At 42.6% G+C, this 16541-nt stretch carries 14 protein-coding genes; 10 read left to right on the plus strand and 4 right to left on the minus strand.

The genetic code is table 11. The features are described from left to right. The first annotated feature begins 13 nt into the window (after nucleotides 1-13). The 5 genes from urtD to NIES593_RS13035 all read left to right on the plus strand — a co-directional run bounded on the left by urtD (nucleotide 14) and on the right by NIES593_RS13035 (nucleotide 4778). Nucleotides 14-763, plus strand: coding sequence for an urea ABC transporter ATP-binding protein UrtD (gene urtD / locus NIES593_RS13020; RefSeq protein WP_073599989.1), 750 nt, complete (start codon nucleotides 14-16; stop codon nucleotides 761-763). 65 nt (nucleotides 764-828) lie between these two features. Continuing rightward, nucleotides 829-1530, plus strand: a complete 702-nt coding sequence (gene urtE, locus NIES593_RS13025; protein WP_073600021.1) for an urea ABC transporter ATP-binding subunit UrtE — start codon at nucleotides 829-831, stop codon at nucleotides 1528-1530. Between the two features lie 831 nt (nucleotides 1531-2361). Next, entirely contained in the window at nucleotides 2362-3093 is a 732-nt protein-coding gene (locus NIES593_RS13030) for an alpha/beta fold hydrolase (protein WP_073599990.1), read from the plus strand. Nucleotides 3094-3235: 142 nt separating this feature from the next. Then, on the plus strand, nucleotides 3236-3397 hold the full coding sequence (locus tag NIES593_RS24195) for a hypothetical protein (RefSeq protein WP_175561126.1): 162 nt from the start codon (nucleotides 3236-3238) through the stop codon (nucleotides 3395-3397). A gap of 202 nt (nucleotides 3398-3599) precedes the next feature. Beyond that, entirely contained in the window at nucleotides 3600-4778 is a 1179-nt protein-coding gene (locus NIES593_RS13035; protein ID WP_073599991.1) for a polyadenylate binding domain-containing protein, read from the plus strand. A gap of 133 nt (nucleotides 4779-4911) precedes the next feature. Here NIES593_RS13035 and NIES593_RS13040 read toward each other — a convergent pair whose 3' ends face one another. Next, nucleotides 4912-5511 (minus strand): TolB family protein, encoded by a 600-nt coding sequence (locus NIES593_RS13040; RefSeq protein ID WP_245817482.1) that lies wholly within the window; start codon nucleotides 5509-5511, stop codon nucleotides 4912-4914. Then, a complete protein-coding gene (gene pedR / locus NIES593_RS13045) occupies nucleotides 5444-5734 on the minus strand; it encodes a photosynthetic electron transport-dependent transcriptional regulator PedR (protein WP_073599993.1) in 291 nt (96 codons plus the stop codon). The genes NIES593_RS13040 and pedR overlap by 68 nt, the downstream gene beginning before the upstream one ends. Before the next feature lie 454 nt (nucleotides 5735-6188). Between pedR and NIES593_RS13050 the strand changes: the two genes are divergently transcribed. Genes NIES593_RS13050 through tmk form a run of 4 tightly spaced genes read left to right on the plus strand, consistent with a single transcriptional unit; the run spans nucleotide 6189 to nucleotide 9729 of the window. Next, complete coding sequence (locus tag NIES593_RS13050; RefSeq protein WP_015143897.1) at nucleotides 6189-6467, plus strand: HU family DNA-binding protein; 279 nt, start codon at nucleotides 6189-6191, stop codon at nucleotides 6465-6467. Nucleotides 6468-6494: 27 nt separating this feature from the next. Next, nucleotides 6495-7577 carry a threonine-phosphate decarboxylase CobD gene (gene cobD, locus NIES593_RS13055; protein ID WP_073599994.1) on the plus strand — a complete coding sequence of 361 codons (1083 nt, stop codon included), beginning with the start codon at nucleotides 6495-6497 and terminating at the stop codon, nucleotides 7575-7577. 42 nt (nucleotides 7578-7619) lie between these two features. Next, nucleotides 7620-9068 (plus strand): dihydrolipoyl dehydrogenase family protein, encoded by a 1449-nt coding sequence (locus tag NIES593_RS13060; protein ID WP_073599995.1) that lies wholly within the window; start codon nucleotides 7620-7622, stop codon nucleotides 9066-9068. A 37-nt stretch (nucleotides 9069-9105) separates the two neighbouring features. Next, complete coding sequence (gene tmk / locus NIES593_RS13065) at nucleotides 9106-9729, plus strand: dTMP kinase (protein WP_073599996.1); 624 nt, start codon at nucleotides 9106-9108, stop codon at nucleotides 9727-9729. A 513-nt stretch (nucleotides 9730-10242) separates the two neighbouring features. On the opposite strand, the gene NIES593_RS13070 is transcribed toward tmk, so the two are convergent. Beyond that, nucleotides 10243-11637, minus strand: a complete 1395-nt coding sequence (locus NIES593_RS13070; RefSeq protein WP_073599997.1) for a sensor histidine kinase — start codon at nucleotides 11635-11637, stop codon at nucleotides 10243-10245. A 540-nt stretch (nucleotides 11638-12177) separates the two neighbouring features. Here NIES593_RS13070 and NIES593_RS13075 point away from each other — a divergent pair. Then, nucleotides 12178-13590 carry an aspartate ammonia-lyase gene (locus tag NIES593_RS13075; RefSeq protein WP_073599998.1) on the plus strand — a complete coding sequence of 471 codons (1413 nt, stop codon included), beginning with the start codon at nucleotides 12178-12180 and terminating at the stop codon, nucleotides 13588-13590. 207 nt (nucleotides 13591-13797) lie between these two features. On the opposite strand, the gene NIES593_RS13080 is transcribed toward NIES593_RS13075, so the two are convergent. Continuing rightward, nucleotides 13798-16464: a DNA polymerase III subunit alpha gene (locus NIES593_RS13080; RefSeq protein WP_073599999.1), complete on the minus strand. Its 2667-nt coding sequence runs from the start codon at nucleotides 16462-16464 to the stop codon at nucleotides 13798-13800. Nucleotides 16465-16541 lie beyond the last annotated feature (77 nt).

Raw genomic sequence — 16541 nt, forward strand, 5'->3', positions numbered from 1 at the left:
ACGCTAATCAAACATGAATGAAAAAATATTAGAAATAGAAAATTTAACCGTTAGTTTTGATGGATTTAAAGCACTCAATCAATTAAACTTCAGCATGAATGCTGGAGAATTGCGAGTGATTATCGGTCCTAATGGTGCGGGTAAAACCACCTTTCTCGATGTAATTACGGGAAAAGTTCAGCCAACTGAAGGAAGAGTTCTCTTTGAAGGACGCAATTTACAACGAATGCCAGAACACAAAATTGCTCGCTTGGGAATCGGTCGAAAATTTCAAACGCCGAGAGTTTTTTTAAATTTAACCGTTCGGGAAAATTTAGATTTAGCTGGCAATCGCAATAAGAATGTTTTTTCTACCCTATTTAATCGTTCTTCCTCTACTGAAAATCGAAATGTAGCAGGGTTATTAGAAACCATTGGATTAGAAGCTAAAGCAAATTTAAAAGCTGCTTTACTTTCTCATGGCGAAAAACAACGATTAGAAATCGGCATGCTAGTTGCTCAGTCGCCCAATTTATTATTAGTTGACGAACCCGTCGCTGGTTTAACCGATGAAGAAACCGAAAATGTAGGTAATTTACTACTAGCCTTATCAAAAGATCATTCGATTATCGTCATCGAACACGATATGGAATTTGTGCGACAAATTGCTCGTCAAGTAACGGTTTTACATCAGGGTTCCGTTTTATGTGAAGGAAGCATGGATGAAGTGCAAAATGACCCTCGGGTCATTGAAGTTTATTTAGGAAGGCAAGAAGAGGCATAGGGGACGCGGGAACGCGGAGACGCAGAGAACAAATGATTAATGACAAAGAACAAATAACCAATTTAATGTTACAAATCTCAAATCTGAATGTTTATTACGGCGAGAGCCATATCCTGCGCAATGTAGATTTAAGCGTACCAAAAGGACAAATGGTTTGCCTAATCGGACGCAATGGCGTTGGAAAAACTACGTTGCTAAAAACGATTATGGGATTGCTAAAACCTCGCACGGGAAATATTAATTATGGAGGGCAATTAATTACAGGAATATCGACAGATCGACGTGCCAAGATGGGAATTGGCTACGTTCCCCAAGGACGAAAAATTATTCCTCGAATTACTGTAAAAGAAAATTTGTTATTAGGTTTGGAAGCACGTCCGGGAGGAAGAAAAGGAAAGGAAGAAATTCCTGAAGAAATCTTTCAACTATTTCCCGTGCTAAAAACGATGTTATCTCGTATGGGAGGCGATCTTAGTGGCGGACAACAGCAACAGCTATCAATAGCACGTGCCCTCATGGGCAAACCGCAGTTATTACTTTTGGACGAACCGACTGAAGGAATTCAACCCTCTATTATTCTTGAAATCGAAGCGGCTGTCCGTCGCATTATTGAAGCAACTGGTATATCGGTTTTATTAGTAGAACAGCATTTACATTTCGTGCGCCAAGCCGATAAATATTATGCCATGCAAAAGGGAGGAATCGTCGCTTCTGGTTCTACTAGCGAACTCAGTCAAGAAGTAATTCAAAGATTTTTAGCGGTGTAAATCAAGATTGTTAAAGCCTTTTCGGTTTAAGGTACAAGGAAGGGAGATTCCATAGCATTTTTTTACAGCTATAGAATAACAGGACTATAATTCCTTGGAATCAATAACAGAAAAGAAAGCCAGAGAATGAATTCTCTGTCTAATACCTTAAGTTTTATAAGACGGACTTAAATTTTGAGTCAACTCGCGCTACCAGATGCGCCTAACGGCGGCGCGGGGTTGCTCGTCAAATTCATTTCTTGATTAACTTCAATCAGAATGAAATAATACCATTTTTCATTCATTAATAACAGAGATAGTCGATCGCCCTCACTCCCAACCCCTCTCCCAAACTGGGAGAGGGGAAAAAGATGTCGATCGCGAAAACCTGAAAATTGGTATAACCCTGCTTTAGATGCTAGCCTGAGAATCAATTTCCAGGCAGATTACGCAACGACGAAACAACCATAGAATAATTAGCCATTGCTAAGAAAAAATTCTTGTAACTCATTGCGATCGCAGACTTTTTCTTCTAGGAGCAATAACTAATCTAATTATTAAACAATGTCCTGGTTATTTGGATAAAGATCGCATTTAAAAAAATGTTTTTTTAAATTAACAGCTGAGTTGGAATCTAAATAGCGATCGGCTAATAGTTATAAGTTATTAACCGATCGCAAAACTGATATTAAACTAAGAAGTAGAAAGTAATGGTGTTGCAATTATTTCTCGGAACTTATGTATGTATGACTCTTAGTTGGCTCGCTAATCAAATTCTTTGCAGTCGCCGTGTTTTTTTTCACAGGAGACTATTACCAAAAATCTATCTCTGCTTTTTTGAGGAGAAGTTATATGTCCGTACAACCCGATGTCCTTTGGATAAATGTAAGTCCTAGTTTTCAACGCTTCGATCGCTTTTTGATTCGTTACCTATCGCATCAAGTTTCTATCGCACAATGGGAATATCTCCAAAACCCCGACGAACCCAGTTCTTTAGATATCGCTCTCGTGCTGCTTCACGATTATCTTAAATCCTGCCGACAGCCAATACATCTCATCGGTCACAGCACGGGGGGATTGTTAGGATTGCTATATGCACGGCAACATCCAGAAAGGGTGAAATCGCTAACTCTACTAGCCGTAGGAGTGCACCCAGCCATTGACTGGCAAGCTCATTACTATGCCATGTATCAGCTTTTGCCGTGCAGTCGTCGAATGATTCTTGCCAAAATGGTTCAGAACTTGTTTGGCTCTCAAGAAAAAAATAGTACCCGTGCTTTAATCCAACTTCTAGAGCAAGATTTAAATTCTTCTCCTTCACCCCATTCTCTTTACCGAAAAGCTAGCATGCCTTCTGGCGGCGTATCGGTTCCCTTGATGGTATGCGGAAGTCAAGACGATCTCATCGTCGATCCCATGGCTTTGCAAGGATGGAAAGCTTGGATGAAAGAAGGCGATCTCATCTGGGAATGTCCAGAAGGACATCACTTTTTCCATTACTACCATCCTCAGTTAGTCGGTAGGCAAATTCTCCAGTTTTGGCATCAAGCGGGGAAATCTCTTACCAACCATCAACTCGCCTGAGTGGTTGTCTCAAAAGTATCAACTGTCATGTTGAACGAAGTGAAACATCTCAATGTAACCGAATAATTAATAGTTTATTGCCTATTTTTTATTTCCGATAATCCTACCGTTTTTTTACAGTAATACCATTTTTCATTCATTAATGACAGAGATAGTCGATCGCCCTCACCCCCTACCCCTCTCCCAATTTGGAAGAGGGGAGAAGAATGTCGATCGCGAAAACCTGAAAATTGATATAAATTGTTCGCGAGCTGTTTTTTTATCTATCGAAAAGCTTTGCACCACCGCCACCGAACTTCCTTAAAAACTAATTAAAAACTAATTAGTAAAATTTTGGATTAATGCTTAAAAAAAAATTAATGAAGAGTTCGGTTGAAATTGGACATCGATTGTCTTAATCTTGGGCTAGAGCGATCGCGCGTCAGGAGTTGACGACATTTAGTAACGATTTAATATAGATTTAGACGCAAAAGTCTGGCTCGATCTAAATTATCCTCGGATTGCTTATGAGATCTCCTAAAAACCCTCTTTCAGTCTGGCGCTATTTCAAAGCTGGTTTAAAACCTTTTGGACGCTTTAGCTTTTGGGGACCGCCGAGTATTTTTGCCGTTCTCGCGTTGTGCTTTTGGCAATATAGCAAGCACCCAGAATGGCTCAATACCGATTTCGAGCAGCCAGACGGGGTAGCCAACATGCTTGGCAATAATCCAAACAATGCAAGCAACCCAGACATCGGGTTAGAGATGCCTTTACAATCGCTATCCCAGGAAGCTCAGAGGCAGGAGGAGCAGTTAAGGCTAACAAATCCCCTCAATAATGCCAATATTAATTCCAATGGCGATCGCATGCCTGGGTTGGAAACGCAAAAAGGAATGGATAAGACGACCGCCACTGCTAACACCGATGTCTTAAGTCGATTGACTGGAAAGCCAGCAGAGCAAGCGAAAAAAGAGCCAGAATCGCCTCAAATTTTTATGCCTCTGGTTCCCAATCTCAACAACTCTTCAGCGCCTACTGCGCCTAACACCAATTCTCAGAAGCAAAATAATCAAAATCCTTCAATCAGTCAGATACAGCCATCTTCTCTCGATGTATTAACCAAGCCTAAATCAACGACTCTTCCAAATAATGCATTACAAGATGCAATGAATCAAAGGTCTTCGACTGGCGCTGGCTCTACTTCGGCTGCTACAACTTCCGCCGCACAACAGGATTTTACTGAGCGAAACCGAGTCAACCCACTCAGTCAACCGCAGCCAACCAGCAATAATTTTTCTAACCAACCCACCGTCAGTCAACCTCCCACTCAGCCCTACCAGCCTTACTATAATAATACCCCAACGCAAGGAAATATGGGACTGCCGGGACTGTCTTCCTCTTCAATGCAGTCATCTCAATATTACGATCCTTCTTTTAATCCTTACCGCAACACACCCGTGCAAACGCCCAATTTAACTCAGCAAGCTCAACAGCCTAGCCAGCCTTATCAATCCCCCTATCTCAACAATCCCGTTCAAACCAATCCAGCTCAATCTTCTACGCCAAACTCGTCTGCTGCGCCAAACTATCCATCTCCTTACCTCAATAGTCCCGTCCAACAAACTCCCCCTGTTACTCAAAATCAGCTCAGACAACCCAACTACAGCACTAATGTCGTACCTCCTCAGTATCAAAGGAATTATTAACGATTGGGGACTGGTCAGTTGTCATTAGTCATTAGTCCTTTGATGAAAGGATTTTGGATTGGTGAGAGTTAATAGTTAGTAGTTAGTAGTTAATTGTCTCCCCTTGCTTCTAACCTCCGACTTCCGACTTCTCCTAATTCTCCTGCGGCAGAGATAGTTCTGCGTTTGCGCCTCGGTCGTAAATCACGATATCCCATTGTCCGCTACGGTTGGTTTCAAAAGCAACAAATCGCCCGTTCCCACTAATCGTTGGATTGCGTACTTCGCCCAACCAATCTTTAGATATTTTTTCCGTTTGTTGTGTTTGGCGGTCGTAAACAAAAATATCTGGTTTGCCTGAGTTCTCGGAAACATAAACAATATAGCGACCGTCTGCACTAATATCAGGCAAGTCGTGCATGATACCGGGTTGATTCAGTCCCGGCAGTGGGATAAGGCGCTGATTTGGCAGATCGTAAAGTAAAATATTTCTCTGAGCTTGACGGTCGGAAGCCAAAACTAAATAACGACCATCGTAGGAAAAACGAGGATGTTGTTCTGCTGCGGTCGTATTGAGACTAGAACTAAAATTTTGTGGAGGTGGGGTGACAAGACTAGCATCACTGCAACCACTCATTCCAGCAATCAAACCGATTGCCAAAAGCGTTTGACAAAAATTTTCAAGCTTAGGAAAGTGCTTGTTGAGAACTGGTTTGCGGACTGGAAAGAGGTAAGGCACAACAATTAACGTCATTTAGACAGACTTTCCCCCAGTGTAATGCCCAACGCACCAGTTCCACGCGGTTCTCAGTGCTAGTCTTTTTCAGGATATTGCTAACATGGTTATCAACCGTTCGCTTGCTAATCTCCAGTGCTTTAGCAATTTGCTCGTTGGTTAAGCCATTTGCCACTAAATCGAGAATTTCCAATTCCCTATCCGAAAGGGAGGCAGGAGTTTGAGAACGTTCGCTATTCATAAGTATTTTTTCTCTAGTAGATTTACCTATTATTACTATTTTACGGAAATTATGAGAGGCGATCGCCCTATCTCGCTAAGGTTTCTTGTTTGTCTTTCTTCACAATCGCTTTTGTTGTGCTTGAAATGCTTCTGTTGTGCTTTAGAAGGTCAAACCTTTACCCAGACTAACTTTGAGCTACTTTGCGAGGTGGGTTGGACATCGGAAATTTACGAATTAGAGATAAGAAAAAACAAAAAATTATTGAAATCTACATAAAAACAAGGTTTTAACGATCCAGATCGAGCAAATAGAGCTTAGAATAATGCAGTGAAACTTTGAATCTATCGGGATTTCAGAGATCGATCGCGCAATTTTAATCAGATAGATTCAAAGAATCTCACAAAATCCCTTGGGTTCATCTCAAGCAATCGAACCTAAAAACAAAAAAACAAGCAAAAAAGGAGATTTGTCAATGAATAAAGGCGAATTAGTCGATAAAGTCGCTCAGAAAGCAACTGTTACCAAAAAACAAGCTGATGCAGTGCTGACGGCTGCAATTGAGGCGATCATGGAAGCGGTTTCTGCCGGGGATAAAGTCACCCTAGTCGGGTTTGGTTCCTTCGAGGCACGCCATCGCAAAGCCAGAGAAGGTCGCAACCCGAAAACTAACGAAAAGATGGTGATTCCAGAAACCATCGTTCCGGCTTTTTCGGCAGGTAAGCTTTTCAAAGAGAAAGTAGCGACAAAATAATTCCCACTCCGAGCGACAGTAGCAAGCTTGAACCGACCCATTCATGGAGGCAACTTAGCTTGGGCAGCTCAAATCGCAGGCTGTCCGGCATCCCTCATTATTGATTTCTCTGCCAGTATCAATCCGTTGGGACCGCCACCTAGCGCGATCGCGGCAATTGAGGAAGGGTTGGCAGCACTTACTGCCTATCCAGACCCAGACTACACCCAGCTTCGATCCGCTTTGGCACAATACCATCAGCTACCGCCAGACTGGATTTTGCCCGGTAATGGCTCGGCAGAATTACTCACTTGGGCAAGCTGGGAATTGTCCCAACAAGAGGTGACTTACATTGTCACGCCTGCTTTTGGCGACTACTGGCGGGCGTTAAAAACTTTTGGAGCGAGGATTCAAGCTTGCCTACTAGATTTGGAGAGTGAGGCGCAGGAAATTCCTGCAAAACTTACCTCTATCGACACTAAATCGGCAGGTCTACTGCTAAACAATCCCCACAATCCAACGGGCAGGTTGTTTTTACGGGACAAACTCCTGCCTTACCTAGACAGATTTGCTCTAACGGTTGTGGATGAGGCATTTATGGACTTTCTTCCTCCCCAGGAGCAACAAAGTCTAATCTCAGCGGTGCAGGATTATCCCAATTTGGCGATCGTGCGATCGCTGACTAAATTTTACAGCTTGCCCGGACTGCGCTTGGGTTACGCAATTGCTCGTCCCGACCGTCTCCGACGCTGGCAAAGGTGGCGCGATCCCTGGCCCGTCAATACGCTTGCTGCTGCGGCAGCAGCAGCAGTCGTTCGAGATCGAACTTTTCAGGCGCAAACCTGGGATTGGTTACTCCCTACTAGAGAAAAACTGTATCGAGGACTGTCCTCTTTGCCAGGATTGTATCCTCTAGAGGGAGCCGCCAATTTTCTATTAGTTCGTACCGAACAATCCAGTTCGCAATTGCAAGAAGCACTCTTAAAAAAAGCTCGTTTACTCATTCGCGACTGTCTTAGCTTTCCCGAATTGGGCGATCGCTACTTTCGCATTGCCGTTCGTTCCCAAGAAGATAATCAAAAGCTCCTAGAAGCTTTAGCTAAAATAGGCGCTCGCTCAGAAGGAGAATAAGGAAAAAATCAATCCAAACTCTAAAATCCAAAATCAACTGTCATGTCAGTAGAATATGACCTCGTTGTAATCGGAGGCAGTCCAGAAGGGGTTTTTGCTGCTATCGCGGCTGCCTCTCTCAATGCTCGCGTCGCCCTAGTCGAACAGTCTTTCAAGGGCTACCGGGGGGACTGTGAGACGATTTATCACTCAACCTTCAGCCATATAGCCCATTTATCCAGACGGTTGGATATGGCTGTGCAAATCGGCGTATACCAGCCAACTCCCAACTTAGACATTCAATTAACCCAAGTCGCGTCTTGGGCGCGAGAAGTTAATGCCATTCTATCGGAACGACATGCTCCAGCTGTTTTGGCATCCTTGGGAATCGATCTCATCCGAGGTTCGGGAGAATTTTGCCGACTTCCCCATCAAGCATTCGTCGTCGGGAATAAAAAGCTGCGATCGCGAAAATATTTGATTGCGACGGATTCCCGTTTTGTTATCCCCGACATTAAAGGAATAGAAGCAGTTGGCTATCTCACTCCTAATGACCTTTGGCAAGGGGATAGGTTAGAATCGCTTCCTGGTAACTTAGCGATCGTTGGCGAGAGTCCCGTTGCCATCCAGTTAGCGCAAAATTTTAGCCAAACTGGGAGAAGTGTCACTCTCATTGTCGCCGATCGAGATCTTCTGTGCACAGAAGATCTCGAAGCAGCCAGGCTAATTCAGGCACAGTTAGAAGCTTTTGGAGTAGAAATTTTACTTGAGAGTCCCGTAACGCAGGTGTTGCGCATAGATGGGAAAAAATGGTTGCAGGCAGGCGATCGCGCCATCGAAGCCGATGAAATTATTTTAGTCGGAAAGCGTAAAGCCAATATTGATGGATTAAATTTAGAAGGAGTTGGGGTTCGATTTGACGATAGGGGCATACAGCTTAACGAAAAGTTACAGACGACTAATCCTCGCATTTATGCTTGTGGAAGCGTTGCTGGCGGCTATTCACTGTCTCATGTTGCTCGCTACGAAGCCAGTATTGCCCTCAAGAATGCCCTGTTTCTACCGCTACTGAAAGTAGATTATCGGGCAATTCCCTATGTCATGTTTACCAATCCACCGCTAGCACGAGTCGGGATGACCGAAGCACAGGCAAAAAGACGCTATGGTAAAGATGTTTGGGTAGTCAAACAAGATTTTAAGGCAAGCGATCGCGCTCAATTGTTAGGAGAAACAACCGGGTTTTGTAAGTTAGTTATTCGAGGAAATGCAGAGATTTTGGGAGCGCACGTTGTCGGTACTCAAGCAGGAGAATTAATCGGCGCGATCGCGTTGGCGATGAAGAATAAAATTAAACTCAGCTCGATTGCTAGTACTTCTTTTCCTTGGCTGACTTTTTCCGAGATTCTGCAAAAACTCGCCCTTGAGTGGCAAAATCAGCGCTTCAAGACTAATAAAACTCTACAGAATTTTCTTGAAAACTTGTTTACTTGCCTGCGCAATTTCTCGTCTTAAAATAAACTTGAGAATTTAAAAATTTAAAGAAGTCTAAATGAAGCCATTATTTATCGTTTTTGAAGGAATTGACGGCTCTGGTACATCTACGCAAGCATCCCTTTTAAAAGATTATTTTCTCGATCGAGGAGATCGGGCAATAGTTAGTCCCGAACCTTCTAATGGTCCGATTGGAAAATTAATCAGAGAAGCTTTACAAAATAAAATGATTTTGATTCAAAATAGCCAAAAGTTCGACGAGCAAATGGCTTATTTGTTCGCTGCCGATCGCCATTACCATCTGTATAATGATATCGACGGTGTTTTTAAATTAATTGGGAATGAGAATACTCATGTCATTACGCCTAGATATTATTTTTCTTCTCTCGCCTATAATTGCAATAACAAACAAGACTTTGAATTTGTTAGGAGTTTAAATCAAAGATTCCCTAATCCCGATCTAGTGATTTATCTCGATCTTCCGATTGAAGTAGCTTTGGAAAGAATTCGCGATCGCTCTTTTAAAGAAGTTTATGAACATAGAGAAAAATTATTAAAAGTCAGACAAAATTATCAATATGTTTTTGAGAATTATCATAGCTTGTTATTAAAAGTTGATGGCACAGAATCTAAAGAGGGTATTCATAAAAAAATTATTAATTTTCTTGAAAAGGAGACATAATATCATTTTTCATTCATTAATGACGGAGATGGTCGATTGCCCTCACCCCCAACCCCTCTCCCAAATAGGGAGAGGGGAGAAGAATGTATATCGTGAAAATATGAAAATTGGTATAAGCTTCGAGTAAGAAGCTAGAATGACTTCTGAACTAAATTCTTTGATTAAGTTTTTTATATTAAATCCGTTTAATCGATCGTAATATGTAGTGCAGTGCGCCTAGTTGACCGACCAAACTCAAATCGCCCTCAACCCAACCCCTCTCCCAGAACGGGAGAGAGGCTTTCAACTTAAGACTTTGGTCTGAAGTCCCTTCGCCCCTGTGGGAAAAGGGATTTAGGGATGAGGGGACAAAGATTTGTCACCCCGTCAGGTAGTGCGCTCATCGTAGCGTGCGCGTAAGCGCATACGTCTTGCTCGCTTTTCATGCTTGCTCGAACGCGAGCTAGAAGCTCGCACTACTGGTTATGGTTATTATGTTTATTCAACCATATTTAAAAATAGCGACTAACAATATCAAGGTTGGGGATTGATGGGTAAAGTAACTGTAAAGGTCGTTCCGCGATCGCAAGTGCTTTCTACTGTAATATGTCCGTGATGATTTTCGACAATAGCACGAGCGATCGCCAATCCCAAACCCGTTGAGGCTGATGTTTGCTGCGGATGGCTGCGAGACGGATCGACTCGATAAAAGCGATCGAAGATATGAGGTAAGTCTGCTTCAGGAATGCCTTTTCCCGTATCTTTTACCTTGACTTGCAAATAAGCATGGCGATCTCGCTTAATTCGCTGCAATTCTACTTCAACTGAAATTTCTTTAGAATTGTTAACCGTCGGGAAGTCCTGAGAATTTCGAGATAGACTCGCCCCTACGACTCCTGGCTTCTCAAATCCATGTTCTAATGAATTACCGATTAAATTAGTAAACAATCGAGCTAACTGATCCCAATCCCCTTTGAGCGTAAAAATTTCTTCATCGGCGCGATCGAATTCAGAAGGGGGTTCGACAATATGCAGCGATAAAAAAATTCCTTTTTGTTGGGCAATTACTCTCTGTTCTTCGATGACTTCTATTAATAAAGCATCGAGCGGTACGGCTTGGTAATCTAGTTTTACCATACCGCTATCAGAACGAGCCAAAAACAACAAATCGCTAACCAAATTTCCCAACCGTTGCGTGAGTCTTTCTATAACCCTCAATTGCCGTTGCTGGAGTTGCGGTTCGGCATCGGGATACGCCAGTGCCATTTGCACGTTGGTTTGGATGGTTGCGATCGGATTTCTCAGTTCGTGGGACGCATCAGCCGTAAATTGTTTCAGACTTTGGTAAGAATCTCGCACGGGTTTGATGGCAATGCCGGAGAGCAACCAGCCGATCGCGGCAACGCAAAGAATCGTCGTACCGATACCGATCGTCAAATCTACCGCTAACTGACGAATCGGCTTGGTAACTTCAAACCAGGGATGGCTAACCCGCAAATAACCGAGGACGTGATGGTTGATTTCAATTCTCTCGGTTACTTGTCGCAGCAGGCGATCGCGATCGAAATGAACGGTTTCTCCGCTACGATTCGGGTGTAAGGGAATATCTAAAGGTTCGGAAAACGTAGACCAGAGCAATTTTCCCTGGGGATCGAACCATTCTAGATCGATGCGATCGTCTTCCATCTCGTCCGCATTGTGGCGAAAGCTGGCTTCGAGGTTAATACGATAGCGCCCTTCGGCAGCGGGGAGCGATTGAATGACCACAGAGCGACTGACCACTTCTACGACGTGTTTGAGCGTGTCGTCTACCCGTTCGATTAAGGTGCTGCGAACGTAGAAATAAACGCCAGTCGCAAACAGCAACAGCAGTATAGCAGTGACGGCAGTATACCAAAGGGCTAAGCGGCGGCGAGTGGTTTGAAACATAAGGTGAAATTAAGTATTGTCTGTAGAGAAAAAATAGAATATTCGAGCTTTAGAAATTGCTTCAGATCGCGTACATATCTTTGTTGAAACTAAGATCTTGTACCATTCTCAATTAATTTCCTGGGCGAGCGAAAAAGTCTTCTAAAGAAGACCCGATAGGAATTTCAGTCGATTTTAATCGAGTTGGCATTAACGCCTAGAACTTTAGTTATAGGCGTTGATGCTTTCAGTTGAAATAAACCGCTCGCACATAGGCGAGGCTACCAAGTTTCCCAGATCGATCGGGTGTTGAGAAACCATAACAATTGCTTAAGAGATCGGGCTTGGCGATCCATTCCCCTTCTATATTAGTTAAGGCAGCGCCATACATTCTAAGACTTACACAGTCAACTGTCATGCAATAGCGATAGTAAAGCCTCTCAGTCCTCTGAGAGACCCTTCGCGATCGCGACCGATAACACAATTTCGTTATGGTGCGTAAGTCCTGTATTCTTTTGCCTTCGCCTCAGATTAGAAAAAAAATTTACCATCCTAAATCTTATGACTGAACTGACAAGCTCCAACTATCGCATCGAAAAAGATTCGATGGGAGAAAGACAAATCCCAGAAAATGTATATTACGGGATTCAAACGCTACGAGCGATCGAAAATTTCCCCATCAGCGGCATTAAACCCTTAGCAACCTATGTCGATGCTTGCATACTGATTAAAAAAGCAACTGCGATCGCCAATGGCGAACTCGGTTGCATTTCCCAAGAAATTAGCAACGCGATCGCAGTTGCTGCCGATGAAGTTCTCAATGGCAAGTATCGAGATCAATTTGTAGTAGATGTTTACCAAGCGGGTGCGGGAACGTCCCATCACATGAATGTTAATGAAGTCTTGGCAAATCGTGCTTTAGAAATTTTAGGAGATGAGAAGGGAAATTACAAACGAGTTAGCCCTAACGACCATGTAAATTACGGTCAGTCTACTAATGATGTCATTCCCACTGCCATTCGCGTCGGTGCTTTACTTGCCCTCGAACATTCCCTCTACCCAGCTTTACTCGACGCGATCGCTACCTTAGAAAACAAAGCGATAGAATTTCGAGATATCGTCAAATCCGGCAGAACCCACTTGCAAGATGCCGTTCCCGTGCGACTGGGAGAAGGATTTAGGGCTTGGGCACGGATTTTAAGCGATCATAGAGTCAGGATAGAACGAGCGGAAGAAGATCTATACTCGCTCGGTTTGGGAGGAAGTGCGGCAGGAACGGGATTGAATACCCATCCTCAATATCGCCATCGTGCCGCCGAAATTCTCTCTCAATTAATTAACAAACCGCTAAAACCTGCCCCTCACCTCATGGCAGCTATGCAAAGTATGGCTCCCTTTGTCAGCGTTTCTGGGGCATTGCGAAATCTAGCCCAAGATTGCATCAAAATTTCTCACGATTTGCGACTGATGGATTCGGGACCAAAAACGGGATTGAAAGAAATCCAACTTCCGCCCGTTCAACCCGGTTCTTCGATTATGCCGGGGAAATACAATCCAGTTATGGCAGAAATGACTTCGATGGTGTGTTTTCAGGTGATGGGATACGATACGGCGATCGCGCTTGCAGCTCAAGCAGGACAATTGGAATTGAATGTGATGATGCCGCTGATCGCCTACAATCTGATTCACAGTATCGAAATTCTCGGCAATGCTATCGATGCTTTGAGTAAAAAGTGTATCGAGGGAATTACGGCAAAACGCGATCGCTGTCTGGCTTATGCCGAAGGCAGTCTCGCTTTAGTTACTGCTCTCAATCCTCACATTGGCTATCTCAATGCTGCTGCGGTTGCTAAAGAATCTCTGGAAACGGGCAAGTCTCTCCGACAAATCGTCCTTGAGAAAGGACTGATGAGCGAAGAAGCCTTGGCAAAAGTTCTCGATTTAGAACAGATGAGTGCTATGCCGCAAGAGTGATCCTCGAAAAGCCGCAAGCTAGATACTCGTGTTTCTTCTAGATTGTTGGTTCCCGGTGCCGGAAAGGGTTGCTGCCCAATTCCAGAAGGATTTAAAAAATCGTCTTCTGGGCATTGGCGGCTCGAATGTCGATGATGCTGGTTAGCCCTATCCCTACCAAATAATACTCTTATTCCTGTCATAAATGAACGGGGATAAGTTAATCGTTCAATCGCAATTAATAGTTTTTAAATCAAGTCCTTTTTCAAAGATTTCATCAATCGGCAGCATTCGACCATCAGTTGTCATAAACTTATGGTCTTTAGTAGCGCGAATAATTGAACCATCTTCTAAGCAATATTCAAAAATTTCTTGTTTGCCGCGATCGTGCCACTGCGCGATAGGTTGAGTATAAACAAACCCATTTTGATTGACTGTGTAAACAGTGCAATCTATTTGTTCTTCGACAATTTTACCAATGGACATTGCCCCATATTCAACCGTTAAAATTTTTGTGTCATAACTGAGACAATATTCAGCAAAAAGCATCATCTGATCGAACAATTCTTCAGCAATTTCGCGAACGACTCCATTTCTAGTTGCACCATCAATAAAAATCTCGCGATGCTTCTTCATTTCTTCGGGTTTCTTTTTACCCATGGCACGACGCAATAAATCGGCTTCTCCTAGAGAATATCCGGCTAAATCTTGCGCCATTTTCATGATTTGCTCTTGATAAACGAGAACTGCATAAGTTTCTTTTAGAATTGGTTCGAGTAGAGGATGTTCGTATTTAATCGGTTCTCGACCGTGTTTGCGGTTAATAAATTTAGGAATTAAACCTGCATCTAAAGGTCCGGGTCTATAGAGTGCCAAAATAGAAGAAACATCTTCGATTCCAGATGGTTTTAAATCTTTTACTATCTGGCGCATCCCATCAGATTCTAATTGAAAAATTCCTTCTAAATCTCCAGATTCTAAAAGTTTATGTGTTTTTTCTACATCAGGGGGTAATTTTTTAATTTCTCCTTTTGCTAGAATTTGTAGTGCTTTTCTTTCATCAATGGGCAATTGGTCTACATCTAATTCATGACCTCGATTTTGTTTGATTAACTCGGCGGTTTTCTGGATGGTAGTTAGGTTTTTTAATCCAAGAAAATCCATTTTTAGCAGTCCCAGCGATTCTAAATCTTCCATGAAATACTGGGTAATCGTTGCACCATCATTATTTTTTTGGAGGGGAACAATTTCATCTAACGGTTGCGAGGAAATAACAACTCCTGCTGCATGAACGCCGAAGGTTTTATTAGTTCCTTCGATGCGTATTGCCATATCTACCCAACGCCGAACGGAAATTTCTCCGATTTCTTCTTTGCGATCGTTGTAGATTTTTACAGTTTCATTTTCGTAAGCTTGTTTGAACTGTGGTTCTGGCGTTTCATCGGAGATCATTACTTTGAGTTTGGTAGGTTTGCCTCTTGCTACTGGGATGAATTTTGCCATGCGATCCGAATCTGCATAGCTAACGCCTAAAGTTCTGGCAACATCTTTTAATACCGCTTTTGATGTCATGCGATTAAAGGTAATAATTTGCGCGACGTTACTCTCTCCATATTTTGCAGTAACGTAATCAATCATTTCATCCCGGCGATCGATGCAGAAATCTGTATCGATATCTGGCATTGATTTCCGTTCTGGATTGAGAAATCTTTCAAATAATAATCCGTGGTGAACGGGATCGATATTGGTAATTTTGAGAGAATATGCAACTAAAGAACCTGCGGCACTTCCTCTTCCTGGTCCAACTGGAATTCCATTATCTCTGGCAAATTTAATATAATCCCAAACGACGAGAAAATAGGTTGAAAAACCCATTTTTTGAAGCATTTTTAGTTCATATTCCAGTCGTTCTTTATAAGTTAGATCGATTTCGGTACGCGATCGACATTTGAGGCGTTCTATCAATCCCTGCCAAGCAATTTCTTCTAAATAACTATCTGGCGTATAACCCGCAGGAACGGGATAATCTGGAATTCGAGGTTCGCCTAAAATTTTATAAGGTTCGATTTTATTGGCAACTTCTAAGGTATTATTAATTGCTTCTTCAATAATCTCATCAGGTAAGTGATCGCGGAACAATTGTCGCATTTGTTCGGGTGATTTGACATATTCTGTTCCGCTATAGCGTAAGCGTTTTTCTTCCTGAATTAACTTGCCTGTCTGAATGCACAGTAGTGCATCGTGCGCTTCCACATCGTAGCAAGAAGTGAAATGGGAATCGTTAGTAGCAACAATTTTAATGCCTAGTTCGCGAGCAATTTTGACAATTTCAACGTTAACTACTCGATCTTCTGGATAGCCGTGATCCTGAATTTCCAGATAATAATCGTCTCCAAAAACTTTTTTATACCATTGAGCAACTTCTCTGGCACGTTGGAAATCGCCTGCGAGAATTGATTGAGGAACTTCGCCACCCAAACACGCGCTAGTGACAATCAATCCTTCGCGATATTTTTCTAGCAATTCTTTGTTGACGCAAGGGCGAGCAAAAATGCCTTTTCCTTGTATTCCTTTAAGGTGAGATATTGTCGTTAATTTAACTAAATTTTTATAGCCTTGGTTATTTTTGGCAAGGACAACTTGATGATATTTCCTACAGCGCTTGTTAACTTCAATGTCGCCGTTAATGACATACATTTCATTGCCGATAATCGGCTTAATACCTTTGTTTCGGCAAACTTTAAGCAATTCGATCGCGCCGTACATAACACCGTGATCGGTAATCGCGATCGCAGGCATCCCTAATTCTACTGCGCGATCGACGAGATCGGGAATCTGAGAAGCACCATCGAGGAGGCTATAGTCGCTATGAGTATGCAATCCGACGAAAGACATATTAAGTAGCTAAAAAGGTAAAAGGAAAAAAGTTTAAGAGCTAATTTATTAAGTAAATTTTAATTGAGTATAATACA

It is taken from the genome of Hydrococcus rivularis NIES-593 (genome assembly GCF_001904635.1).
In the GTDB taxonomy this organism is placed as follows: domain Bacteria; phylum Cyanobacteriota; class Cyanobacteriia; order Cyanobacteriales; family Microcystaceae; genus Hydrococcus; species Hydrococcus rivularis.